This is a genomic window from Streptomyces naganishii JCM 4654, assembly GCF_014650575.1.
Taxonomy (GTDB): Bacteria; Actinomycetota; Actinomycetes; order Streptomycetales; family Streptomycetaceae; genus Streptomyces; species Streptomyces naganishii.
Map to the genome: position 1 here is coordinate 211,578 of NZ_BMVF01000011.1, position 22,831 is coordinate 234,408.

Consider the following 22,831-nt stretch of genomic DNA (forward strand, 5'->3'; position numbering starts at 1 on the left):
GTATGCCGGGCACGCTCGGGACGCGTGTCCGTCCAAGTCCTGCGATTGTGCGTTTGAATGTTCATTCATGGCGATAGACGCTCACTTCCGATCCGGCCGTTCCGGTTCGGTGACCGGGCCCCGGGTACCCGGCGGCGCAGACGGTGACAAAGGCGACGGAGGGAGCGCGCCGCGATGAAGGCAGTTACCTGGCAGGGCAAGCGGGACGTTCGAGTGGAAGAGGTCCCCGATCCGAAGATCCAGGAACCGACGGACGCGATCATCCGGATCACCTCGAGCGGCCTGTGCGGCTCCGACCTTCACCTGTACGAGGTGCTCACGCCGTTCATGACGCCCGGCGACATCCTGGGCCACGAGCCGATGGGCATCGTCGAGGAGGTCGGCGCGGAGGTCACCAACCTCCGGCCCGGCGACCGCGTGGTCGTCCCCTTCCAGATCTCCTGCGGCCACTGCTTCATGTGCTCCGCGGGCCTGCAGACGCAGTGCGAGACCACCCAGGTCACCAGCGAGGGCATGGGCGCCCCCCTGTTCGGCTACACCCGTCTGTACGGCGCGGTCCCGGGCGCCCAGGCCGAGTACCTGCGGGTCCCGCAGGCGCAGTACGGCCCGATGAAGATTCCCGAGGGCCCCTCCGACGACCGCTTCCTCTACCTCTCCGACGTGCTGCCCACCGCCTGGCAGGCCGTCGCCTACGCCGACGTGCCGCGGGGCGGCACCGTGGCCGTGCTGGGCCTCGGGCCGATCGGCGACATGGCCTGCCGGATCGCGCGGGCGCGCGGCGCCGAGCGGGTGTTCGGCGTGGACCTGGTCACCGAGCGGCTGGCCCGGGCGCGCGGCCGGGGCGTGGAGACGTTCGACCTGCGCAGCTTCGACAGCGAGAAGGAACTCGTCGCCGCGATCCGGGACGAGACCGACGGCCGCGGCCCCGACGCGGTCATCGACGCCGTCGGCACCGAGGCGCACGGCAGCGCCGCCGCCCGCATGGTCCAGCAGGCCGCCGCCGTGATGCCGCGCGTGCTCAGCGGGCCGATCGCCGAACGCTTCAGCGTGGACCGGCTGGCCGCCCTGCACACCGCCATCGAACTCGTGCGCCGCGGCGGCACGATCTCCCTGTCCGGCGTCTACGGCGGCATGGCGGACCCCCTGCCGATGCTCACCCTGTTCGACAAGCAGATCCAGATGCGCATGGGACAGGCCAACGTCCGCCGCTGGAGCGACGCGATCATGCCCTACCTGACCGACGAGGACCCGCTGGGCGTCGACGAGTTCGCCACGCACCACGTGCCGCTGTCCGACGCGCCGCACGCGTACGAGATGTTCCAGCGCAAGCAGGACGGCGCGGTCAAGGTGGTCATGCGGCCATGAGGCACTGAGCAGGCGGCTCTGAGGCCCTGAGCACGCGACACTGAGGCGGGGGCCGGCTCAGGCCCCGGAGCCGAGGATCTCCGACAGGTCGTAGCGGACCGGTTCCTCCAACTGGGCGTAGGTGCAGCTCTCCGGGGTGCGGTCCGGGCGCCAGCGGCGGAAACGCGCGGTGTGCCGGAACCGCGCCCCGTTCTCCATGTGGTCGTACGCCACCTCGGCCACCCGCTCCGGTCTGAGCGGCACCCAGGACAGGTCCTTCTTGCCCGACCAGCGGCTCGGCGCGCCCGGCAGCCGGGCCGACTCGTGGGCCGCCTCCTCGGACCAGGCCGCCCACGGGTGCCCGGTCACGTCGTCCATCCGCAGCGGCTCGAGTTCGTCGATCAGCTCCGCGCGCCGCTTCATCGGGAAGGCGGCCGACACGCCGACGTGCTGGAGGGCGCCCCGGTCGTCGTAGAGCCCCAGCAGCAGGGAGCCCACGACGGGACCGCTCTTGTGGTGCCGGTAGCCGGCCACGACCACGTCCGCGGTGCGCTCGTGCTTGACCTTGAACATGGCCCGCTCGTCCTGGAGGTAGCGAAGCCCGAGCGGCTTGGCGACCACACCGTCGAGACCGGCCCCCTCGTACTGCTCGAACCACTGCCGCGCCACCTCGATGTCGGTGGTCGCGGGCGCCACATGCACCGGCGCCGTCGCCCACTCCAGCGCTCTGACCAGCAGCGGCCGCCGGTCGGACAGCGGCACGTCGAGCAGCGACTCGCCGTCCAGCGCGAGCAGGTCGAACGCCACGAAGGAGGACGGGGTCCGCTCCGCCAGCATCCGCACCCGCGAGTCGGCCGGATGGATCCGCTCGGTGAGCGCGTCGAAGTCCAGCCGCCCCTCACGGGCGATCACGATCTCCCCGTCCAGCACGCACCGCTCGGGCACCCGCTCCTTGAGCGCCTCCACCAGCTCGGGGAAGTACCGGGTCAGGGGCCTGCCGGTACGGCTGCCCAGCTCGACCTCGTCCCCGTCGCGGAACACGATCGCCCGGAAGCCGTCCCACTTCGCCTCGTACTGCATGTCCGGCGGGATCCTGGCCACCGACTTGGCGAGCATCGGCTTCACGGGCGGCATCACCGGCAGGTCCATGGCACCTCCATGGCACCGATTCTGCGCGCACCGGGCCGCCCGCGCCCGGTGTGCGAGGCGTGCGCGGTACGCCTACCGTGGCTCGCATGGGCGATGCGGTGGAACTGGAGGTGGCCGGCCGGACCGTACGGCTGTCCAGCCCGGACAAGGTGTTCTTCCCGGAGCGCGGCTTCACCAAGCTGGACGTGGCCCGCTACTACCAGTCCGTGGCCCCGGGCATCCTGCGCGCCCTGCGCGACCGCCCCACCACCCTGGAGCGCTACCCGGACGGCATCACCGGCGAGTGGTTCTTCCAGAAGCGGGCGCCCAAGGGCATGCCCGACTGGATCCCGACCGCGCACATCACCTTCCCCAGCGGACGCAGCGCCGACGAGATGTGTCCCACCGAGGAGGCCGCCGTGGTGTGGGCCGCGCAGTACGGCACGCTCACCTTCCACCCCTGGCCGGTACGGCGCGGCGACGTCGACCACCCCGACGAACTGCGCGTCGACCTGGACCCCCAGCCCGGCACCGACTACGCCGACGCGGTCCGGGCCGCCCACGAACTGCGCGCCGTGCTGGAGGAGTTCGGCGGGCTGCGCGGCTGGCCCAAGACCTCCGGCGGGCGCGGCCTGCACGTGTTCGTGCCCATCGAACCGCGCTGGACCTTCACCCAGGTGCGGCGCGCGGCCATCGCGGTGGGGCGCGAGATGGAGCGGCGGATGCCCGAGCGGGTCACGATCAAGTGGTGGAAGGAGGAGCGCGGCGCCCGCATCTTCGTCGACTACAACCAGACGGCGCGCGACCGCACCATCGCCTCCGCCTACTCGGTACGGCCCCGCCCGCACGCCCCCGTCTCGGCGCCGCTGCGCTGGGAGGAGGTGGGCGACGCCCAGCCCGAGGACTTCGACCTGGCGACCATGCCGGCGCGGTTCGCCGAACTCGGGGACGTCCACGCGGACATGGACGAGCACGCGTACTCCCTGGAGGCGCTGCTGGAGCTCGCGGCGCGGGACGAGCGCGACCACGGCCTCGCGGACCTGCCCTATCCGCCGGAGTACCCGAAGATGCCGGGTGAGCCGAAGCGGGTGCAGCCGAGCAGGGCCAGGAAGGACGCGTAGCGGGCACGGGGCCGGACCATCCGCCCCCGCCGGGGCGCGGCTTCGCGGTTATCCTGATCCGCAACCGCCGGTGAGGAGTGCCGAAGTGTCCGAGGCAGTGTCGCGTCCCACGCTGGAGGCCGTGGCCGCCCGGGCGGGGGTCTCGCGGGCCACCGTGTCCCGTGTGGTCAACGGTGCCGACGGGGTCAGGGAGGCACTGGCCGAGCGGGTCCGGCGGGCCGTGGAGGAACTCGGGTACGTGCCCAACCAGGCGGCCCGCAGCCTGGTGACCAAACGGCACGACGCCGTCGCCGTCGTCATCGCCGAACCGGAGACCCGGGTCTTCGCCGACCCCTTCTTCGCGCTGCAACTGCGCGGAATCAGCAAGGAGCTGACGGCACATGACGCCCAGCTCGTGCTGCTGCTGACCGAGGGCCGCGACGACCACGCCCGGGTGGGGCGCTACCTGGCGGGCGGCCATGTCGACGGCGCGCTCGTCTTCTCCCTCCACCTCGACGACCCGCTGCCCGGGCTGATCCAGCGCGCCGGAGTGCCGACCGTGTTCGGCGGACGGCCCGGCTGGAGCGACGGTTCGCGGCGGGTGGTGTACGTCGACAGCGACAACCGGGGCGGGGCCCGCGAGGCCGTACGGCACCTGGCCGGGCTCGGCCGCCGCCGGATCGGGCACATCACCGGACCGCTCGACCAGACCTCGGCGGTGGACCGGCTGGACGGTTACCGGGACGTCATGGTGGACGCCGATCCCCGGCTCCTCGTGGAGAGCGACTTCACTCCCGCCGACGGCGAGCGCGCCATGCGCGAACTCCTCGACCGCTGCCCGGACCTCGACGCGGTGTTCGCCGCCAACGATCTCACCGCGTCCGGCGCGCTGCGGGTGCTGCGCGAGCGTGGGCTGCGGGTGCCGGAGGACGTCGCCGTCGTCGGCTTCGACGACATGCTCCCCGTGGCCGAGCAGACCGACCCCCCACTGACAACGGTCCGCCAGGACATAGAGGAGATGGGCCGCCTGATGACCCGCCTGCTCCTGCGCGGCCTCGACCGGGGGGACGGCGGGACGGGCCAGTCCGGCGAGGCCGCGGTGGGAGGCGCACCGCGCAGCGTGGTCCTGCCGACGACACTGATCCGACGCGCCTCCGCGTAAGCAGACCTACGTCTGCGGCGCGGCGCTCCTGATCACTGCGAAGCGGGCGCCGGAGGGGTCCGTGAGGCGGGCGATCCGGCCGACTCCGGGGACGTCGGCGGCGGGCTTGCGGACCGTGCCGCCCAGTTGCTCCGCCTTGGCGGCCGTGGCGTCGGCGTCGGTCACCTCGAAGTACGGCAGCCAGTGCGGGCCGCCCTCCGCCTCGACGGGGTCGTCGGAGAGCGGCACGATGCCGCCGAACATGGCGTCCTCCCCGACCTCGGCGGGGTTCACGCAGGTGTAGGTGCCGCCGGGGAAGGGCACGGCCGAAGTCTCCAGGCCCAGCACCTTGTTGTAGAACGCGGCGGCCGCGGCGATGTCCGGGGTGTAGAGCTCCACCCAGCACAGCGAACCGGGGTCGCCCGCCACGTCGACGCCCTTGGTCTGCCCGGGCTGCCAGATGCCGAAGGGCACGCCGGCCTTGTCGGAGAGGACCGCCATGCGGCCCTGGCCCATCACGTCCATGGGCTGCGCCAGCACACCGCCGTGCGCCTGCTCGGCCGCCTTGGCGGTGGCCTCGGCGTCGGCGCTCTGGAAGTACACGGTCCAGGAGGGCGGCCCCTGCCCGGCCGTGGTCTGCATGCCGCCGGCTACCGTCCGGCCGTCCAGCTGGAAGAAGCCGTAACCGCCGGCCTCGGGGCCCGCCGACCGGAACTCCCAGCCGAAGAGCCCCCGGTAGAAGGAGCGGGCGCCGTCGAGGTCGGAAGTACTTACGTCGATCCAGTTCGGGGCGCCGTTGACGAAACGGGTGGTGAGCATCCTTGCCCTCCTTCGAAGGGAACCAGATGGTCCGCACAGCCGAGTCTGGCACCCCCCACTGACAACCGCGCCCCGACCGCGGCCGCGGCGAGCCGCCGTGCGGTGGCCGCCGTACCCCGGCCATCATGGGGTGGCCGGGGGCCCAGGGCTCGCGTTGATGCGGCGTTGATCGAACGTTTTTCGCCGCGCGGCAGGATCTCGCGCATGCACTCCGAGACGATCACCCCGGCCGACACCGCCTGGCAGGACCGGGCCCTGTGCGCCCAGACCGGGGCCGACTTCTTCTTTCCCGAGCCGGGCAGCTCGGTGCGCGAGGCCAAGCGCATCTGCGGGATGTGCGAGATGCGCCCGGCCTGCCTGGAGTACGCCCTGGCCAACGACGAACGCTTCGGCGTCTGGGGCGGCCTGTCCGAGAAGGAGCGGCTGGCCCTCAGGAAGGTCACCCCCTAGGCGCGGCCCAGCGCCGGTCAGCCGCTCGCGCGGGCCGCCATCCGCGCCTTGCGCGCGGCCAGCTTCTCGTCGAACTTCGCGGCCTCCGCGTCCAGGCCGTGCAGGAACAGCCCCAGTTCCTCCTGCGCCTTCAGCCCCTCCGGGCCCAGCCCGCCGATCTCCATGACCTTCAGGAACCGCAGCACCGGCTGGAGCACGTCGTCGTGGTGGATGCGCAGGTTGTAGACCTCGCCGATGGCCATCTGGGCCGCCGCCCGCTCGAAACCGGGGATGCCGTGCCCGGGCATCCGGAAGTCGACCACCACGTCCCGCACCGCCCGCATGGTGAGGTCGGGCGCGAGCTCGAAGGCCGCCTTGAGCAGGTTGCGGTAGAAGACCATGTGCAGGTTCTCGTCGGTCGCGATCCGCGCCAGCATGCGGTCGCAGACCGGGTCGCCGGACTGGTGCCCGGTGTTGCGGTGCGAGATGCGGGTGGCGAGCTCCTGGAAGGCCACGTAGGCCACGGAGTGCAGCATCGAGTGCCGGTTGTCCGACTCGAAGCCCTCGCTCATGTGCGCCATCCGGAAACGCTCCAGCTTGTCCGGGTCCACCGCGCGCGAGGCGAGCAGGTAGTCGCGCATGACGATGCCGTGCCGGCCCTCCTCGGCCGTCCAGCGGTGCACCCAGGTGCCCCAGGCGCCGTCACGGCCGAAGAGCGTGGCGATCTCGTGGTGGTAGCTCGGAAGGTTGTCCTCGGTCAGCAGGTTGACGACGAGGGCGGTCCGGCCGACCTCGGTGACCTTGGACTGCTCCTTGTCCCAGGCCTCGCCGTCCGCGAACTGCCCGGGGAAGTTGCGGCCGTCGCTCCAGGGCACGTACTCGTGCGGCATCCAGTCCTTGGCGACCTGCAGATGCCGGTTCAGCTCCTTCTCGACCACTTCCTCCAGGGCGTACAGCAGCCGCGCGTCGGTCCAGACTGACGTGCTGCCGAGGTGAGGAGAAGTGATCGTCACGGTGACTCCAGGGGGACGCGCGGACGTGCGGGGCGGGGCAGGACCCGGCGAGCGGTGCCGGGAACTTACGGGATCGTAGGCTACGAATCCGTAGGTTACGAAGCCGTAGGTTAAGAACGCTGTAAAGATCGCTGATCAGCGCGTGTCCGCGGGGGAGTTGAAGCGGACGCCGTACAGCCCCGGGACCCGCAGGTCCAGGGGCTGAGGAGGTGAGCGGATCACCCAATCAGGCATACAGCTCCCGCAGTCGGACGGAGAGGCACGTCACACAGCCCTCGAGCTTCTCGAACTCGCCGATGTCCACCAGGACCGGCTCGAAGCCCAGATCGCCGAGGAGTTCGGCGGTCTTCGGCGCGCTCGCCGCCATCAGCAGCTTGCCGCCGCCGAGCAGCACCACGTGCCCGCCGGACTCCTCGGGCACCGGCAGGAAGCGCGGGTAGAGCGACGGCGTGTCGACCTTCGGGATGTGGCCGATGACGGTGCCGTCCGGCAGCGCGGTCACCGCCGACTTCAGATGCAGCACCTTGCTCACGGGCACGGCCACGACCCGCGCCCCGAGCGGCTCGAACGCGGCGCGCAGCTGCTGGACCCCGGCCGCGTTGGTGCGCCCGCCCCGGCCCACGTAGATCGTGTCGCCGACCTTCAGCACGTCCCCGCCGTCCAGGGTGCCGGGCTCCCAGACCCAGTTGACCGAGCAGCCGAGCCGCGCCACGGCCTCCTCGACGCCCGCGGTCTCCGCGCGCCGGGACTCCGCGCCGGGCCGGGTGATCAGGGCCACGTTCCGGTACATGACGACGGTGTCCTCGACGAACACCGAGTCCGGGCAGTCGCCGGCCTCCTCGACCTCGATCGTCTCCCAGCCGTGGGTGCGCAGCGCCTCGACGTACTCCTCCCACTGCCGCAGCGCCACCTCGACGTCGACCGGCTCCCGCTCGATGTGCGTGACCAGCCCTTCGGCGAGGCGGGGGCCGGGGCGGCGGACGAGGGCCTTCTGGCTGGGCACGAGTGACCTTCCGGATCGGCGGGGCGGTTCTGACCGGTGCGGGCGTGTCCGCACCGGTTGGCCATCATGCGCCAATCGTCCCCGCCCACAAAACCCTCGTTGCCGCCCTGTGCCCCTCCTGAGACCCGTGCGCGGATCTCAGGAGGGGCGGTCGCGGCCTACGCCGGGTCCATGACCGCCTCCCGGGTGGTCTCCCTGAGTTCTCCCTCCTCCACGACCAGCCAGCGGGTGATGCCGACGGACTCCAGGAACGGCAGGTCGTGGCTCGCCACGATCAGTGCGCCCTGGTAGGACTCGAGCGCCGTCGTCAGCTGGCGCACGCTCGCCATGTCCAGGTTGTTGGTCGGCTCGTCGAGCATGAGCAGCTGCGGCGCGGGCTCGGCGAGCAGCAGCGCGGCCAGCGCCGCCCGGAACCGCTCGCCGCCGGACAGCGTGGCCGCCTTGCGGTCGGCCCGTCCGCCCCGGAACAGGAAGCGGGCCAGCCGCGCCCGGATCCGGTTGTTCGTGGCGCCCGGCGCGTGCCGTGCCACGTTCTCCGCGACGGTCAGCTCCCCGTCGAGCACGTCGAGCCGCTGCGGCAGGAACCGCAGCGGCACGTGCGCCGTCACGTGCCCCGACACCGGCTCCAGCTCGCCGGTGATCGTACGCAGCAGCGTCGTCTTGCCCGAGCCGTTGCGGCCGACCAGCGCGACCCGCTCCGGGCCGCGCAGCTCGTGCGTGCCCGGGACGCGCGTGCCGTACGCGAGTTCCAGGTTCTCCAGGGTGAGGACACCGCGCCCGGGCGGTACGGCCGTGTACGGCAGGTCGACGCGGATCTCCTCGTCGTCCCGTACGGCCTCCACCGCCTCGTCGAGCCGTTCCCGCGCCTCGGCGAGCCGCTCCTCGTGCATGACGCGGTGCTTGCCCGCGGACTCCTGGGCCGCGCGCTTGCGGGCGCCCATGACGATCTTCGGCTCGCGCTTGCTGTCCCACATCTTCTGCCCGTACCGCTTGCGGCGGGCCAGCTTCACCTGCGCGTCGGCGAGCTCGCGCTTCTGCCTGCGCAGGTCGGCCTCGGCGACGCGGACCATGCGCTCGGCCGCGTCCTGCTCGGTGGCCAGGGCCTCCTCGTACGCCGAGAAGTTGCCGCCGTACCAGGTGACCTCCCCGGAGCGCAGGTCCGCGATCCGGTCGACCAGTTCGAGCAGTTCCCGGTCGTGGCTGACCACCACCAGCACGCCCGGCCAGGCCGCGACGGCCGCGTACAGCCGCCGGCGCGCGTACAGGTCGAGGTTGTTGGTCGGCTCGTCCAGCAGCAGCACGTCGGGCCGGCGCAGCAGCAGCGCGGCCAGCCGCAGCAGCACCGACTCGCCGCCCGAGACCTCGCCGACCGTGCGGTCCAGGCCGATGTGGCCGAGGCCGAGCTCGCCCAGGGTGGCCAGGGCGCGCTCCTCCACGTCCCAGTCGTCGCCCAGGGTCTCGAAGTGCTCCTCGGACACCTCGCCGGACTCGATGGCGTGCAGCGCGGCCCGGCGCGCGGCGATCCCGAGCGCCTCGTCGACGCGCAGGGAGGTGTCCAGGGTGACGTTCTGCGGCAGCAGGCCGACCCCGCCCGTGACCCGGACGGTGCCGTCGGAGGGGGTCAGCTCCCCGGCGACGAGTTTCAGCAGAGTGGACTTCCCCGATCCGTTGACGCCGACGAGCCCGGTGCGGCCGGGGCCGAAGGCGATGTCGAGGCCGGTGAGGACGGAGGTGCCGTCCGGCCAGGCGAAGGACAGGGAGGTGCAGGTGACGGATGCGGACATGGGCGGCCTCGCGGTTGCTTGGTGCGGTCAGGGCAAACGCGTGTCGAGACACCGCGGGGGGCGACGGTCCGTGTAGGCGGGAGGGCACGGGGCATCAGAAGAGCCCTGGGCCGGACTTCCTTCAGGACGGCTCGGACGCCGAGGTCGCACGCGGCACACACACCCGGACGGGTGTGCGGCGGTGTCTCAGGACCTCAGACGAGCAACGTCCTTCTCCAATCGGCGGCAACAGGACCGCTCCAGACGCTACGAGGCGGCCAAGCGGCTGTCAAAGGAATTAAGAGCAACCCATGGAACGAGACGTGGGCCGAGCGGCCCGCGGCACCAAGGAGGCACCGTGTCCGACGGATCGCTCTCGCTGCCGGCCCGGCTGTACCTGCTCGCCTGGGACACCGAGCGCCCGCGACTCACCGGCACCGCGCACCTGCACCACCTGGTGAGGGCCGGCGCCCTCACCGAACTCGCCCAGCGCGGGCTGCTCGTCGACGACGACGGCATCACCACGCCGGTCGACCTGGACGCCCACACCGGCGACCCGGTCCTGGACGGCCTGCTGGAACTCGTACGGGAGTCACGCCCGCGCCGCTGGCGCGCCTGGGTGACCCTGCGGGCCCGGTACACGCTCGTGGCCGTGCGGGAGCAACTCGCCGCCGAGGGGTATCTGCGGGCGGAGAAGCGGCGCGTCCTTGGGATCTTCCCCTCCGTGGAGCACGCCCTCCAGCGCGTCGCCGCCGTGGACGCGCTGCAGCGGGAGGCGCGCGGGGTGCTGGAGGGCGACCGCCCGGCCGTCGAGGTGTCCGAGCGCGACGCGGCCGTCGTGGCGCTCGCGGCCGCCGCAGAACTGCGGACGCTGGTGCCGGGCAAGGACCGAAGACGCCACCGGCGGCGCATCGAGGAGCTGACCGAGCGCAGCGGAGCGGCCGCGCCCGCCCTGCGCCGGGTCGTCCGCGAGGTCCGCACCGCCGTCGTCGTGGCCGCCACCGCGGCCTCCGCCCCGGCCGGCTGAGCCCGCCGCCCGGCCGGGCCCGGTCACCCTCGGCCACGCCCGGCTGCGCCGCCGCCCGGCTCGGCGCGTGGCTGCCGCGTGTCCCGGGGCCGTCGACCCGGGGCGCGCGGCGGGGGGCGGAAGGCTCAGTAGGCGTCCCGCATCAGCTCGGCCAGGTCGTGGTCCAGGTCGAGTTGCAGGTGCTCCAGCCCCACCGGCACCAGCTCGCTCGTGGCCTGGAGGAACGTGCGGATCTCGCCGCTGCGCACATGCACCACGGCGGTGCCCTCGGGGGCGTGGAACTCCAGGACCGTACGGTCGTAGCCGTACGGCCGCACGCGAACGTCGCCGTGGCCCCGCGGTTCGCTGAGCCCCTCGGTGAGCAGCTCGCGCGCGAAGGTCCAGCAGACCTCGACGCCCTCCAGAGTGGCCGGCGCGGGGAAGGTCATGCGCACGGCGAACGGGTCGCTCCGGTCGTAGCGCAGTGTGGCGGGGATGCTGGGCATCCGGGGGGCCGCGGCGACCAGGCGCGCCTCCACGGGCTGCTCGATGAGGGTGGACAAAACCTTGCTCCCTTGGGACGGCTGGACGAACATCCGGGCGGACGGGCGGGGCACTGGAAGAGACGACGGAATCAGCCAATCCGTGCACACGAGGAACGAGTGACCTCTGTCACCGCGTTCATTCGCACCCGTGACGTATTCCATTTCCCGTTGTTCCTCCGTGTACGCGCGGTTCCATGTGCCGTGCACGGCGGGCGTGTTGGGACCGGAGGCCGTCTGGACGGCGCCGGGGCCGTGGGCTAGCTTCCCCCGCCATGAGGCGCTTGGGGAGTACGCGACGGAAGGTGCCGGCGGGAACGGGCCGGACGGCATCCGAGACTCATACGGCACCGGTGACCCGCACGGCATCGGCGGCTCGTACGGTGCGGGCCGTCCTGACGGCATTGGCCGCCGTGGCGGGTCTGGCCGTGCCGACGGCCGCGCCCGCCCTGGCGGCCGGCCCCGCCGCCGGCGCGGACCGCGCGCACGCGCGGGAGCACCGGACGCCGGCGCCGCACTGGCAGTTGAAGGACACCGGCACGCCGGACGTGCGCTTCCGCGGACTGTCCGCGGTCAGCCGCGCCACCGCCTGGGTGGCCGGAACCGGCGGCACCGTGCTGCGCACCACCGACGGCGGGGCGCACTGGCGCGACGTCTCGCCGCCGGGCGCGTCCGCGCTCCAGTTCCGCGACATCGAGGCGTTCGACGCGCGGCGGGCGGTGGTGCTCGCCATCGGCGAGGGCGAGGACTCCCGCATCTACCGGACCGACGACGGCGGGGCGACCTGGACCGAGTCCTTCCGCAACACCGACGCGCGCGCCTTCTACGACTGCCTGGCCTTCTTCGACCACCGGCACGGGCTGGCGGTGAGCGACCCGGTGGACGGCCGGTTCCGCATCCTGTCCACCGGTGACGGCGGCCGCTCCTGGAAGGTGCTGCCCGACCAGGGCATGCCCCAGGCCCTCGACGGCGAGGCCGGGTTCGCGGCGAGCGGCCAGTGCCTGGTGACCTCGGGGCCGGGGGACGTCTGGCTGGCCACCGGGGGAGGCGCACGCGCGCGCGTGCTGCACTCCGCCGACCGCGGACTGACCTGGACGGCCGCCGACACGCCGGTCCCCGCGGGCGATCCGGCCAGAGGCGTCTTCGCGCTGGCCTTCCGGGACCGCGCCCACGGCATCGCGGTCGGCGGCGACTACCGGCCCGACCAGTCGTCACCCCGCGCGTCCGCCACGACGCCGGACGGCGGCCGCACCTGGCGGCCCTCCGCCGCGCCGCCGCCCGCCTACCGCTCCGGCGTGACCTGGCTCCCGCACACCCGCGCGGCGGCCCTCGCCGTCGGCCCCACCGGAACGGACCTCACCCTCGACGCCGGCCGCACCTGGCGGACCGTCGACACCGGTTCGTACGACACCGTCGACTGCGCGTCGGACCTGGGCTGCTGGGCATCCGGTGAGAAGGGCCGCGTCGCTCGACTGGAGGATTGAATATCGCCTGATGTGACGAACTGTTCCAGGATGCGGGTATCCGTTCCTTGACAGAGAGGAAGTGAACGGCATGCCACGCGGTTCCAGCTCCAAACGGGAGCGCCAGTACGAGCACATCAAGAGCAGCGCGCAGGACCGGGGTGAGAGCACCGACCGCGCCAAGGAGATCGCCGCGCGCACGGTGAACAAGGAGCGCGCCCGCTCCGGCGAGTCGAAGACCGCCAGCCGCACGTCCACGCAGGACATGTCCTCCGGCAAGCGGGGCGGACAGCGCTCCGGCGGCGGCTCCGGCGGGCCGACCTACGACCAGCTCTACGAGGAGGCCAAGAAGCGCAACATCCACGGCCGCTCGGACATGAACAAGCAGCAGTTGCAGCAGGCGCTGGGCAAGGGCTGACCCGGCCCACCGGGAGGGGCGGGCCCGCGTCTCGACGCGGCCGCGAGCCCGCACCCCGAACGGCGCCCGCCGCACCGGGCGTACGCTCGTGGTCACCATGACGACGACCGTGCGCATCCCCGACGACTGGCCCGCCACCGAGGACCGGGCCCGCGCCGTCCAGGACGAGTTGCGCGGTCAGGTGGTGCTCGACGAGACCGGACCGCCGCCCGGCACGGGCCACGTCACCGGCGTCGACGTGGCCTACGACGACGACCGCGATCTCGTGGCCGCGGCGGCCGTCGTCCTCGACGCGGCCACCCTCGAAGTGGTCGCCGAGGCAACCGCCGTGGGACGGATCTCCTTCCCCTACGTCCCCGGGCTGCTGGCCTTCCGCGAGATCCCCGCCGTCCTCGCCGCGCTCGGCGACCTGTCCTGCCCGCCCGGCCTGGTGGTCTGCGACGGCTACGGCCTCGCCCACCCGCGCCGCTTCGGCCTCGCCGCCCACCTCGGCGTCCTCACCGGACTGCCCGCCATCGGCGTCGCCAAGAAGCCTTTCACCTTCACCCACGACGAGCCGGCCGCCCCGCGCGGGAGCACCTCCCCGCTGCTCGCGGGCGCCGAGGAGGTCGGCCGTGCCCTTCGCACCCGCGACGGCGTCAAGCCGGTCTTCGTCTCGGTCGGCCACCGGGTGAGCCTGGACAACGCCTGCGCCCACACCCTCGCCCTCACCCCGGCCCACCGCCTGCCCGAGACCACCCGCAGGGCCGACGCGCTGTGCCGCCGCGCACTCAAGGAGGCCACGGGGGCGGATGAGTACGCCGTCTGAGTATCCGTACGGGTTCTGAGTAGCCGTACGGATGTGACGGGCGCGGCGCCCTCGGCAGGCTGTGCCGCATGACGACGACGCACCGCTCCCCGAAGCCGCTGGCCGACCCGAACCGCCCGGTCGAGCGCGCCGTGAACGCGACCCTGATCCTCGCCCTGCTGACCGGGCTCGGCTGGATAGGCGCGATGATCTACACGGTGACCGGCTGGTCGCGGTAGCCCCGGCGGCAGGCTTCGCGGTCCGGACCGGTCCGGTTCGGTCTGGTCCGGTCTGGTCCGGTTCGGGCGGCTCAGCGGCGGGCGGCCACTCTGAAGGTGATACCGGCCGCGTTCAGGCGGTCGAGGAGCGTGTCGCCCATGGCGACGGCCGTCGTCACCTGGCCGGCCGTGGGCGGCAGGTCGTCCAGGGCCAGGCACAGGGCCGACTCGGCGAACATCTTCGCCGTCTCGCCGTACCCCGGATCGCCGCCGGACACCTCCGTCAGCACCCGCCGGCCGCCGCCCTCGCCCACGAAGCGCACCGAGAACCAGCTCCGGGCCCGCCGCCCCGCGCTCGGCCCCTGACCGGGCTGCAGCCGGCCCGACAACCACCGCCGCGCGGGCGGCACTTGGGCCGCCGCGGCCAGCGCGCCCACGGCCGCCACCCCGCCCACCGCGACGGGCAGGCGCTCCACGGCCGCGTAGTGGCGGTAACGGAAGTCGGGGCCGTAACGCTCCAGGGCGCGCGCGGAGCGCACCACGATCTGCGGGTCGATCGTGGGCAGCGGCAGCGCCCAGGCGCCGACCTCCCCGGCGAACCGGGGGGCGCCCACCGGCGCGGACGCCCGCCGCCCCATCAGCCGCGGCTCGTGCCGGGCGCGCTCCCGCGCGGCCGCCCGCATGCTCAGCGGGCGCGCGAACTGGTTGAGCGCCGAGGCGAACGTGCCGCCGGAGAAGGCCGCGTCCACCCGCACGAACCCGTCCACGCTCAGCGGCACGCCCTCGGGCAGCTGCCGCACGGTGAAGTACGCACCCAGGTCGTGCGGCACGGAGTCGAACCCGCAGGCGTGCAGCAGCCGCGCCCCGGTCTCCCGCGCGCGTGCGTCGTGCCGCACGTAGACCAGGTCGACGAACTCGGGCTCGCCGGTCAGGTCGAGGTAGTCGGTGCCGTTGTCCGCGCAGGCGGCGACGAGCTCCTCCCCGTACGTCACGTAGGGCCCCACGGTGGTGGCCAGCACACGCGTCTGCCGGGCGAGCTCGCGCAGGGAGGCCGGGTCGGCCACGTCGGCCAGCAGCACCCCGGCCGACTCGCCGCCCGGCAGGCGCTCGCGCAGCTCCCGCAGCCGGGCCTCGCCGCGGCCGGCGATCGCCCAGCGCAGCCCCTCGGGAGCGTGCGTGGCGAGGTACTCCGCGGTGAGCGTGCCCACGAACCCGGTGGCTCCGAAGAGCACGACGTCGTAGGGACGGTCCGTCCTTTTCAGCCTGCTCATGACACCCCTCGCCTCGTCAGTCCGCGCCGCTGTCGGTGGCCGAGGCTAGCGTGAGAGGTGCGGCGGCCCGTGCGCAGGGTGCGCACACTTGGCTAAGCGCTTGCTCGTCCAGGGCTTGTGTCCGCTGGAACACGTTCTTAGCATCGTCGGTGTTACATCAGTTGTGTCACAGCGAGGGGTCTGGATGACAGCGGCCAGGGCGACCGGTGGGCACGGCCCGCTGACCGGCGTGCGCGTGGTGGAGCTGGCCGGCATCGGGCCCGGCCCGTTCGCCGCCATGCTGCTGGCCGACCTCGGCGCGGACGTGGTGCGCGTGGACCGTCCCGGCGGCTCCGCGCTCGGCATCGACCCCGGCCGCGACATCACCAACCGCAACAAGCGCTCGGTGGTCGTGGACCTGAAGTCCCCGGACGGCGCGGCCCGCGTCCTCGACCTCGCCGAGCGCGCCGACATCCTGATCGAGGGCTACCGCCCCGGCGTCGCCGAGCGCCTCGGGGTCGGCCCCGGCGACTGCCTGGCCCGCAACCCCCGCCTGGTCTACGGCCGGATGACCGGCTGGGGGCAGGACGGCCCCCTCGCGCCCCGCGCGGGACACGACATCGCCTACATCGCCGTCACCGGCACCCTCGGCCTGATCGGCCGGCCCGACGAGCCCCCGGCCGTCCCCGCCAACCTCCTCGGCGACTACGCGGGCGGCTCGCTCTACCTCGTCGTCGGCGTCCTCGCCGCCCTCCATCACGCGCGCGGGACCGGCACCGGCCAGGTCGTGGACGCCGCCATCGTCGACGGCACCGCCCACCTCTCCGCGATGATCCACGGCATGCTCGCCGCCGGCGCCTGGCAGGACCGCCGCGGCGCCAACCTCCTGGACGGCGGCTGCCCGTACTACGGGACGTACGAGACGGCCGACGGCGGCCACATGGCGGTCGGCGCCCTCGAGCCGCAGTTCTACGACGAGTTCCTGACCCTGCTCGGCCTGGACGGGCAGTACGCGGACGCCCGTACGGACGTCACCCGATGGGGTGAACTGCGCGAGGCGGTCGCCGCCCGCTTCAAGTCCCGCACCCGGGACGAGTGGACGGCCGTCTTCGACGGCTCCGACGCCTGCGTGGCGCCCGTGCTGTCCCTGCGCGAGGCCCCGCACCACCCACACCTAGCGGCCCGCGCCACCTTCGCCGACCACGCCGGACTCACCCAGCCCGCCCCCGCGCCCCGGTTCTCCGCCACCCCCACCGCCGTGCGCACCGCACCGGCCCTGCCCGGCGCGGACACGGCCGACGTCGCCCGCGACTGGGACCTGCCCGCCCTCCGCCCCGAAAACCCTCAGTGAAAGGCTTGTCAGTGAGCACCGAAGCGTACGTCTACGACGCGATCCGCACCCCGCGCGGGCGCGGCAAGGCCAGCGGCGCCCTGCACGGCACCAAGCCCATCGACCTCGTCGTCGGCCTCATCCACGAGATCCGCGACCGCTTCCCGGACCTCGACCCCGCGGCGATCGACGACATCGTGCTCGGGGTCGTCGGCCCGGTCGGCGACCAGGGCTCCGACATCGCCCGCATCGCCGCCGTCGCGGCCGGACTGCCGGACACGGTCGCGGGCGTGCAGGAGAACCGCTTCTGTGCCTCGGGCCTCGAGGCCGTCAACATGGCCGCCGCCAAGGTGCGCTCCGGCTGGGAGGACCTGGTCCTCGCGGGCGGCGTCGAGTCGATGTCCCGCGTGCCGATGGCCTCCGACGGCGGCGCCTGGTTCAACGACCCGATGACCAACCTCGCCGTCAACTTCGTGCCCCAGGGCATCGGTGCCGACCTGATCGCCACCATCGAGGGCTTCACCCGGCGCGACGTCGACGAGTACGCAGCCCTGTCCCAGGAGCGCGCGGCCACCGCCTGGAAGGAGGGCCGCTTCGAGCGCTCCGTCGTCCCGGTCAGGGACCGCAGCGGACTGGTCGTCCTCGACCACGACGAGCACCCGCGCCCCGGCACCACCGCCGACTCCCTCGGCAAGCTCAAGCCGTCCTTCGCGGACATCGGCGAACTCGGCGGCTTCGACGCCGTCGCCCTCCAGAAGTACCACTGGGTGGAGAAGATCGACCACGTCCACCACGCGGGCAACTCCTCCGGCATCGTCGACGGCGCCTCGCTCGTCGCCATCGGCTCCAAGGAGGCCGGCGAGCGCCACGGGATGCGGCCGCGCGCGCGGATCGTCTCCGCCGCCGTCTCCGGCTCCGAGCCCACCATCATGCTCACCGGGCCCGCCCCCGCCACCCGCAAGGCGCTCGCCAAGGCCGGACTGACCATCGACGACATCGACCTCGTCGAGATCAACGAGGCGTTCGCCGCGGTCGTGCTCCGCTTCGTGAAGGACATGGGCCTGTCCCTGGACAAGGTCAACGTCAACGGCGGCGCCATCGCGCTCGGCCACCCGCTCGGCGCCACCGGCGCGATGATCCTCGGCACCCTCGTCGACGAACTGGAGCGCCAGGACAAGCGGTACGGCCTGGCCACGCTGTGCGTGGGCGGCGGCATGGGCATCGCCACCGTCGTCGAGCGCGTCTGAACTCCCCGCGGAACAAAGAGACTCAACGGAGACCCCTGACATGACCGAGAGCACCACCATCCGCTGGGAGAAGGACGGCACCGGCGTCGTCACCCTCGTCCTGGACGACCCCGGCCAGTCCGCGAACACCATGAACCAGGCGTTCCGCGACTCCCTCGCCGCGGTCGCCGACCGCCTCGAGGCGGAGATCGCGGCCGACCCCGACTCCGTGCGCGGCGTCATCCTCACCTCCGCCAAGAAGACCTTCTTCGCCGGCGGCGACCTGCGCGACCTCATCCGCGTCACCCCGGACACCGCCCAGGAACTGTTCGACGGCGGCCTCGCCATCAAGCGGAACCTGCGCCGCATCGAAACCCTCGGCAAGCCGGTCGTCGCCGCGATCAACGGCGCGGCCCTCGGCGGCGGTTACGAGATCGCCCTCGCCTGCCACCACCGCGTCGCCCTGGACACCCCCGGCACCAGGATCGGCTGCCCCGAGGTCACCCTCGGGCTGCTCCCCGGCGGCGGCGGAGTCGTGCGCACCGTGCGGCTGCTGGGCATCACCGACGCCCTGCTGAAGGTCCTCCTCCAGGGGCAGCAGTACAACGCGCGCCGCGCACAGGAGAACGGCCTGGTCCACGAGGTGGCCGCCACCCGGGAGGAACTGCTCGACAGGGCGCGCGCGTTCATCGACGCCAACCCCGTCTCGCAGCAGCCCTGGGACCGCCCCGGCTACCGCATCCCCGGCGGCACCCCGTCGAACCCGAAGTTCGCCGCCAACCTGCCCGCCTTCCCGGCCACCCTGCGCAAGCAGACCAACGGCGCCCCCTACCCGGCCCCGCGCAGCATCCTCGCCGCGGCCGTCGAGGGCGCCCAGGTCGACTTCGAGACGGCCCAGGTCATCGAGGCCCGCTACTTCGTGGAGCTGGCCGCCGGGCAGACCTCGAAGAACATGATCCAGGCGTTCTTCTTCGACCTCCAGGCCGTCAACTCCGGCGCGAACCGCCCCAAGGGCGTCGAGCAGCGCCAGGTCCGCCGGGTCGCCGTCCTCGGCGCGGGGATGATGGGCGCCGGCATCGCCTACTCGTGCGCACGCGCGGGCATCGAGGTCGTCCTCAAGGACGTCTCCCTGGAGGCCGCCGTCAAGGGCAAGGGCTACTCCGAGAAGCTGTGCGCCAAGGCCGTCGCCAAGGGCCGTACCAGCCAGGAGAAGGCGGACGCGCTGCTCGCCCGCATCACGCCCACCGCCGAGGCCGCCGACCTCGCGGGCTGCGACGCGGTCATCGAGGCGGTCTTCGAGGACCCGGCGCTCAAGCACAAGGTGTTCCAGGAGATCGAGCACGTCGTCGCGCCGGACGCGCTGCTGTGCTCCAACACCTCCACCCTGCCGATCACCACGCTCGCCGAGGGCGTGGAGCGCCAGGCGGACTTCATCGGCCTGCACTTCTTCTCGCCGGTCGACAAGATGCCGCTGGTCGAGATCATCAAGGGCGAGCGCACCGGCGAGGAGGCGCTGGCCCGCGCCTTCGACCTGGTCCGCCAGATCAACAAGACCCCGATCGTCGTCAACGACTCGCGCGGGTTCTTCACCTCCCGCGTGATCGGCCACTTCATCAACGAGGGCGTCGCCATGGTCGGCGAGGGCGTCGAGCCCGCGTCGGTGGAGCAGGCCGCCGCCCAGGCCGGCTACCCGGCCAAGGTGCTCTCCCTGATGGACGAGCTGACCCTCACGCTGCCCCGCAAGATCCGCAACGAGTCGAAGCGGGCCGTGCAGGAGGCCGGCGGCACCTGGGATGCGCACCCGGCCGAGGCGGTCATCGACCGCATGGTCGACGAGTTCGGCCGCACGGGCCGCAGCGGCGGCGCCGGCTTCTACGAGTACGGCGAGGACGGCAAGCGGGCCGGACTGTGGCCGGGCCTGCGCGAGCACTTCACCAAGCCCGGGTACGAGATCCCGTTCCGGGACATGCAGGAGCGGATGCTCTTCGCCGAGGCCATCGACACGGTCAGGCTCCTGGAGGAGGGCGTGCTGACCTCGGTCGCCGACGCCAACATCGGCTCCATCCTCGGGATCGGCTTCCCCGGCTGGACGGGCGGCGTGCTCCAGTACGTCAACGGCTACGAGGGCGGCCTGCCCGGTTTCGTGGCCCGCGCCCGTGAACTGGCCGAGCGCTACGGCGACCGCTTCACCCCGCCGGCGCTGCTGGTGGAGAAGGCGGAGAAGGGGGAGCGCTTCACCGACGGCCGCTGAACAGGGGCCGGGGCAGCGGGGCCGGCCGGGCCACTAGGCCCCGGCAGCCCCGTTCCCGCCGGCATCCTTGCTCCCGCCGGCCTCCTTGCTCCCGTCGGCCTCCCCGTCGTCCCCGGCCCCCTCCGACTCCCCGTCCAGCCACTGGTGGAGTTCCTCGCGCAGCGACCGCTGGAACGTGGTCAGGAGGGCCTGGACCACCAGGGGGTGCATGTGGGCCGACAGGGACTTCACGTCGCGCGCGTCGCGCTCGGCGACCGCTTCGCGCAGCAGCCGGGACAGGTCGCGCGCGGCGGCGCGCGAGTGTTCCAGCAGTGCCGTGCGGGCGGCGAGGACCGTCTCCTCCGAGAAGGGCACGTCGAGCAGCTCGACGCCGAGCCGCAGCAGCCCGGCGTCGACGCGGTACACGTCTCCGTCGCGCGTGAGGACGCCCATCGCCGTCAGCCGCTGCACCTCCGCGTCCGTCAGCGGCCGGCCGGCCCGCCGGTCCAGCTCCTCGCGGGTGGCAGGCTCCACCGTCTCCGGCGCCCAGGAGGCCACCACCGCGCGGTGGATCGCGAGATCGCGGACGCTCAGGCCGGGCGGCAGCTGCCGCAGGTGGCGTTCGATCGCGGCCAGCGTCATGCCCTGGTGCTGCATCTCCTCGATCAGCGCCAGCCGGGCCAGGTGCTCACGGCCGTACCGGCCGACCCGGCGCGGGCCGATCACCGGCGGGGGCAGCAGTCCGCGGGTGCTGTAGAAGCGGACCGTGCGCACCGTGACCCCGGCCCGCGCGGCCAGCTCGTCGATCGTCAGGGCCGGCTCCCCGGTGTCCGTCGTCATGCCCAGCAGTATCGCTGCACCACCGCTGTCTCACCAATGGTGTGAAAGCCCTGACCTGCGGTGCGGGCGCGGTGACCGTTGTGCGAAGGACGTGTGAGAAGTCCCGCTCTGTGACGTGGGTCATCGCATGCGAGGTGGCCCATGGGGGAGAGTGCTGCACTGGTCTGTACCACGTCATGGGTGGTGCCGGCCGGATCTGTACGGACGCCCGGACGCATCCCGCCCGGGTCACCAGAGAGTGGAACCACCCGTGAGCAAGGACTCCGTGCGCACGGCGCCGGTCGCCGCCCATCCCCAGGCGACCGGGACGCCCGCCGACGCGGGCGACGCCGGCTACAGCAAGGACCTCAAGCACCGCCACGTGAACATGATCGCGATCGGCGGCGCGATCGGCACCGGCCTCTTCCTCGGCGCGGGCGGCCGCCTGCACACCGCGGGCCCGGCGCTGGCGGTGGCGTACCTGGTGTGCGGGGTGTTCGCGTTCTTCGTGGTCCGGGCGCTCGGCGAGCTGGTCCTCTACCGGCCCTCCTCCGGGTCCTTCGTGTCGTACGCGCGCGAGTTCCTCGGCGAGAAGGGCGCCTACGTCGCAGGCTGGATGTACTTCCTGAACTGGTCGACGACCGGTATCGCCGACATCACGGCGATCGCGCTCTACACGCACTACTGGAGCATGTTCACGTCCATCCCGCAGTGGGTGCTCGCGCTGGTCGCGCTCGCCGTGGTCCTCGCGGTGAACCTGATCTCGGTGAAGATCTTCGGCGAGATGGAGTTCTGGTTCGCGATCGTCAAGGTCGCCACCCTGGTCGGCTTCATGCTGATCGGCGTCTTCCTGCTGGCCACGCGGCACGACGTGGGCGGCCACACGCCCGGCCTGGGCGTGATCAGCCACAACGGCGGCATCCTGCCGCACGGCGCGATGCCGGTCGTCCTCGTCATGCAGGGCGTGATCTTCGCCTACGCTGCCCTCGAGCTGGTCGGCGTCGCCGCGGGCGAGACCGCCGAGCCGGAGAAGGTCGTACCGCGTGCGGTGAACTCGATCATGTGGCGCGTGGGCCTGTTCTACTGCGGCTCGGTCGTCCTGCTCGCCCTGCTGCTGCCCGGCTCGCTGTACTCGGCCGACGAGAGCCCCTTCGTCACCGTGCTGTCCAGGATCGGCGTCCCGGCCGCGGGCGACGTGATGAACCTGGTGGTCCTCACCGCGGCCATGTCCTCGCTGAACTCCGGCCTGTACTCCACCGGCCGCATCCTGCGCTCCATGGCGATGGCCGGCTCCGCGCCCAGGTTCACCCGTGTGATGAGCCGCAGCCAGGTGCCGTACGGCGGCATCCTGCTGACCTGCGCGGTCTGCGTGCTCGGCGTGGGCCTGAACTACCTCGTGCCCAGCCAGGCCTTCGAGATCGTGCTGAACGTCGCCTCCCTCGGCATCGTCAGCACCTGGGTGATCATCATGGTCTGCCACCTGGTCTTCGTGCGCCGCGCAAAGGCCGGTCTGGTGGCCCGCCCGCACTTCCGCCTCCCCGGCAGCCCGGTCACCGAAATCGCCACGATCGCGTTCCTGCTGGCCTGCCTCGGCCTGATGTGGAACGACCCCGAGGTCGGCCGCAAGACCCTGCTGCTGATCCCCTTGATCGCGGCCCTGCTGGTGGCCGGCTGGTTCGCCGTCCGCCACCGCGTCGGCCGAACCGCCGAGCGCGAGCTGACCGGCAACTGACGGGGACCGGCCTGGCCCGGCGGCCGGCTCGGGCAGCCCGCGTCGGCGGCCCGCTCGGGTGAGTGGCACC

At 72.8% G+C, this 22,831-nt stretch carries 21 protein-coding genes; 13 read left to right on the plus strand and 8 right to left on the minus strand.

From position 1 onward, the window contains the following. The first annotated feature begins 174 nt into the window (after positions 1 to 174). Positions 175 to 1,365 (plus strand): zinc-dependent alcohol dehydrogenase, encoded by a 1,191-nt coding sequence (locus IE217_RS21500; RefSeq protein WP_190179525.1) that lies wholly within the window; start codon positions 175 to 177, stop codon positions 1,363 to 1,365. Between the two features lie 57 nt (positions 1,366 to 1,422). Here IE217_RS21500 and IE217_RS21505 read toward each other — a convergent pair whose 3' ends face one another. Next, positions 1,423 to 2,493, minus strand: a complete 1,071-nt coding sequence (locus IE217_RS21505; protein ID WP_190179526.1) for an ATP-dependent DNA ligase — start codon at positions 2,491 to 2,493, stop codon at positions 1,423 to 1,425. 86 nt (positions 2,494 to 2,579) lie between these two features. On the opposite strand from IE217_RS21505, the gene ligD reads away from it, so the two are divergent. After that, positions 2,580 to 3,593, plus strand: a complete 1,014-nt coding sequence (ligD, locus tag IE217_RS21510) for a non-homologous end-joining DNA ligase (protein WP_190179527.1) — start codon at positions 2,580 to 2,582, stop codon at positions 3,591 to 3,593. Between the two features lie 85 nt (positions 3,594 to 3,678). Next, positions 3,679 to 4,734, plus strand: coding sequence for a LacI family DNA-binding transcriptional regulator (locus IE217_RS21515; RefSeq protein ID WP_190179528.1), 1,056 nt, complete (start codon positions 3,679 to 3,681; stop codon positions 4,732 to 4,734). Between the two features lie 6 nt (positions 4,735 to 4,740). On the opposite strand, the gene IE217_RS21520 is transcribed toward IE217_RS21515, so the two are convergent. After that, positions 4,741 to 5,532: a VOC family protein gene (locus tag IE217_RS21520; RefSeq protein WP_190179529.1), complete on the minus strand. Its 792-nt coding sequence runs from the start codon at positions 5,530 to 5,532 to the stop codon at positions 4,741 to 4,743. Positions 5,533 to 5,736: 204 nt separating this feature from the next. Here IE217_RS21520 and IE217_RS21525 point away from each other — a divergent pair, with 204 nt between their 5' ends. Then, on the plus strand, positions 5,737 to 5,982 hold the full coding sequence (locus IE217_RS21525; protein WP_190179530.1) for a WhiB family transcriptional regulator: 246 nt from the start codon (positions 5,737 to 5,739) through the stop codon (positions 5,980 to 5,982). A gap of 17 nt (positions 5,983 to 5,999) precedes the next feature. On the opposite strand, the gene IE217_RS21530 is transcribed toward IE217_RS21525, so the two are convergent. The 3 genes from IE217_RS21530 to IE217_RS21540 all read right to left on the minus strand — a co-directional run bounded on the left by IE217_RS21530 (position 6,000) and on the right by IE217_RS21540 (position 9,761). Beyond that, positions 6,000 to 6,974 (minus strand): acyl-ACP desaturase, encoded by a 975-nt coding sequence (locus IE217_RS21530; RefSeq protein WP_190179531.1) that lies wholly within the window; start codon positions 6,972 to 6,974, stop codon positions 6,000 to 6,002. A 226-nt stretch (positions 6,975 to 7,200) separates the two neighbouring features. Further along, a complete protein-coding gene (gene ddaH / locus IE217_RS21535) occupies positions 7,201 to 7,977 on the minus strand; it encodes a dimethylargininase (RefSeq protein WP_190179532.1) in 777 nt (258 codons plus the stop codon). A 158-nt stretch (positions 7,978 to 8,135) separates the two neighbouring features. Continuing rightward, the gene (locus IE217_RS21540) at positions 8,136 to 9,761 is read right to left on the minus strand and encodes an ABC-F family ATP-binding cassette domain-containing protein (protein WP_190179533.1); all 1,626 of its coding nucleotides are present in this window, start codon (positions 9,759 to 9,761) and stop codon (positions 8,136 to 8,138) included. 337 nt (positions 9,762 to 10,098) lie between these two features. On the opposite strand from IE217_RS21540, the gene IE217_RS21545 reads away from it, so the two are divergent. Continuing rightward, positions 10,099 to 10,767, plus strand: coding sequence for a GOLPH3/VPS74 family protein (locus IE217_RS21545; RefSeq protein ID WP_190179534.1), 669 nt, complete (start codon positions 10,099 to 10,101; stop codon positions 10,765 to 10,767). A 125-nt stretch (positions 10,768 to 10,892) separates the two neighbouring features. On the opposite strand, the gene ssgD is transcribed toward IE217_RS21545, so the two are convergent. Further along, positions 10,893 to 11,309: a spore wall synthesis regulator SsgD gene (ssgD, locus tag IE217_RS21550; protein ID WP_190179535.1), complete on the minus strand. Its 417-nt coding sequence runs from the start codon at positions 11,307 to 11,309 to the stop codon at positions 10,893 to 10,895. Positions 11,310 to 11,641: 332 nt separating this feature from the next. Here ssgD and IE217_RS21555 point away from each other — a divergent pair, with 332 nt between their 5' ends. The 4 genes from IE217_RS21555 (at position 11,642) to mmpA (ending at position 14,195) form a co-directional block, all read left to right on the plus strand. Next, positions 11,642 to 12,772, plus strand: coding sequence for a WD40/YVTN/BNR-like repeat-containing protein (locus IE217_RS21555; RefSeq protein WP_190179536.1), 1,131 nt, complete (start codon positions 11,642 to 11,644; stop codon positions 12,770 to 12,772). 70 nt (positions 12,773 to 12,842) lie between these two features. Then, positions 12,843 to 13,169: a plasmid stabilization protein gene (locus IE217_RS21560; protein ID WP_190179537.1), complete on the plus strand. Its 327-nt coding sequence runs from the start codon at positions 12,843 to 12,845 to the stop codon at positions 13,167 to 13,169. Between the two features lie 97 nt (positions 13,170 to 13,266). Continuing rightward, positions 13,267 to 13,977, plus strand: coding sequence for an endonuclease V (locus IE217_RS21565; protein WP_190179538.1), 711 nt, complete (start codon positions 13,267 to 13,269; stop codon positions 13,975 to 13,977). 68 nt (positions 13,978 to 14,045) lie between these two features. Beyond that, positions 14,046 to 14,195, plus strand: coding sequence for a morphogenic membrane protein MmpA (mmpA, locus tag IE217_RS21570; RefSeq protein WP_190179539.1), 150 nt, complete (start codon positions 14,046 to 14,048; stop codon positions 14,193 to 14,195). Positions 14,196 to 14,266: 71 nt separating this feature from the next. On the opposite strand, the gene IE217_RS21575 is transcribed toward mmpA, so the two are convergent. Beyond that, positions 14,267 to 15,445, minus strand: coding sequence for a saccharopine dehydrogenase family protein (locus IE217_RS21575; protein WP_190179540.1), 1,179 nt, complete (start codon positions 15,443 to 15,445; stop codon positions 14,267 to 14,269). Positions 15,446 to 15,629: 184 nt separating this feature from the next. On the opposite strand from IE217_RS21575, the gene IE217_RS21580 reads away from it, so the two are divergent. The 3 genes from IE217_RS21580 to IE217_RS21590 are packed head-to-tail and all read left to right on the plus strand — an operon-like array spanning position 15,630 to position 20,231. Continuing rightward, positions 15,630 to 16,775: a CaiB/BaiF CoA transferase family protein gene (locus tag IE217_RS21580; RefSeq protein ID WP_190179541.1), complete on the plus strand. Its 1,146-nt coding sequence runs from the start codon at positions 15,630 to 15,632 to the stop codon at positions 16,773 to 16,775. Between the two features lie 11 nt (positions 16,776 to 16,786). Next, positions 16,787 to 18,001 carry an acetyl-CoA C-acetyltransferase gene (locus IE217_RS21585; RefSeq protein ID WP_190179542.1) on the plus strand — a complete coding sequence of 405 codons (1,215 nt, stop codon included), beginning with the start codon at positions 16,787 to 16,789 and terminating at the stop codon, positions 17,999 to 18,001. A gap of 40 nt (positions 18,002 to 18,041) precedes the next feature. Then, a complete protein-coding gene (locus tag IE217_RS21590) occupies positions 18,042 to 20,231 on the plus strand; it encodes a 3-hydroxyacyl-CoA dehydrogenase NAD-binding domain-containing protein (RefSeq protein ID WP_190179543.1) in 2,190 nt (729 codons plus the stop codon). Between the two features lie 33 nt (positions 20,232 to 20,264). On the opposite strand, the gene IE217_RS21595 is transcribed toward IE217_RS21590, so the two are convergent. Further along, entirely contained in the window at positions 20,265 to 21,050 is a 786-nt protein-coding gene (locus IE217_RS21595; RefSeq protein WP_190179544.1) for a MerR family transcriptional regulator, read from the minus strand. A 250-nt stretch (positions 21,051 to 21,300) separates the two neighbouring features. Here IE217_RS21595 and IE217_RS21600 point away from each other — a divergent pair, with 250 nt between their 5' ends. Continuing rightward, positions 21,301 to 22,761 (plus strand): amino acid permease, encoded by a 1,461-nt coding sequence (locus IE217_RS21600; RefSeq protein WP_190179545.1) that lies wholly within the window; start codon positions 21,301 to 21,303, stop codon positions 22,759 to 22,761. Positions 22,762 to 22,831: the final 70 nt, after the last annotated feature.

Excerpts from the sequence above, each read along its gene's own strand:
- IE217_RS21565 (WP_190179538.1), top strand. The coding sequence starts at position 13,267 with ATGACGACGACCGTGCGCATCCCCGACGACTGGCCCGCCACCGAGGAC.
- IE217_RS21525 (WP_190179530.1), top strand. The coding sequence starts at position 5,737 with ATGCACTCCGAGACGATCACCCCGGCCGACACCGCCTGGCAGGACCGG.
- IE217_RS21595 (WP_190179544.1), bottom strand. The coding sequence starts at position 21,050 with ATGACGACGGACACCGGGGAGCCGGCCCTGACGATCGACGAGCTGGCC.
- IE217_RS21500 (WP_190179525.1), top strand. The coding sequence starts at position 175 with ATGAAGGCAGTTACCTGGCAGGGCAAGCGGGACGTTCGAGTGGAAGAG.
- IE217_RS21590 (WP_190179543.1), top strand. The coding sequence starts at position 18,042 with ATGACCGAGAGCACCACCATCCGCTGGGAGAAGGACGGCACCGGCGTC.
- IE217_RS21505 (WP_190179526.1), bottom strand. The coding sequence starts at position 2,493 with ATGGACCTGCCGGTGATGCCGCCCGTGAAGCCGATGCTCGCCAAGTCG.
- IE217_RS21520 (WP_190179529.1), bottom strand. The coding sequence starts at position 5,532 with ATGCTCACCACCCGTTTCGTCAACGGCGCCCCGAACTGGATCGACGTA.
- mmpA (WP_190179539.1), top strand. The coding sequence starts at position 14,046 with ATGACGACGACGCACCGCTCCCCGAAGCCGCTGGCCGACCCGAACCGC.
- IE217_RS21575 (WP_190179540.1), bottom strand. The coding sequence starts at position 15,445 with ATGAGCAGGCTGAAAAGGACGGACCGTCCCTACGACGTCGTGCTCTTC.
- ligD (WP_190179527.1), top strand. The coding sequence starts at position 2,580 with ATGGGCGATGCGGTGGAACTGGAGGTGGCCGGCCGGACCGTACGGCTG.
- IE217_RS21540 (WP_190179533.1), bottom strand. The coding sequence starts at position 9,761 with ATGTCCGCATCCGTCACCTGCACCTCCCTGTCCTTCGCCTGGCCGGAC.
- IE217_RS21580 (WP_190179541.1), top strand. The coding sequence starts at position 15,630 with ATGACAGCGGCCAGGGCGACCGGTGGGCACGGCCCGCTGACCGGCGTG.
- IE217_RS21560 (WP_190179537.1), top strand. The coding sequence starts at position 12,843 with ATGCCACGCGGTTCCAGCTCCAAACGGGAGCGCCAGTACGAGCACATC.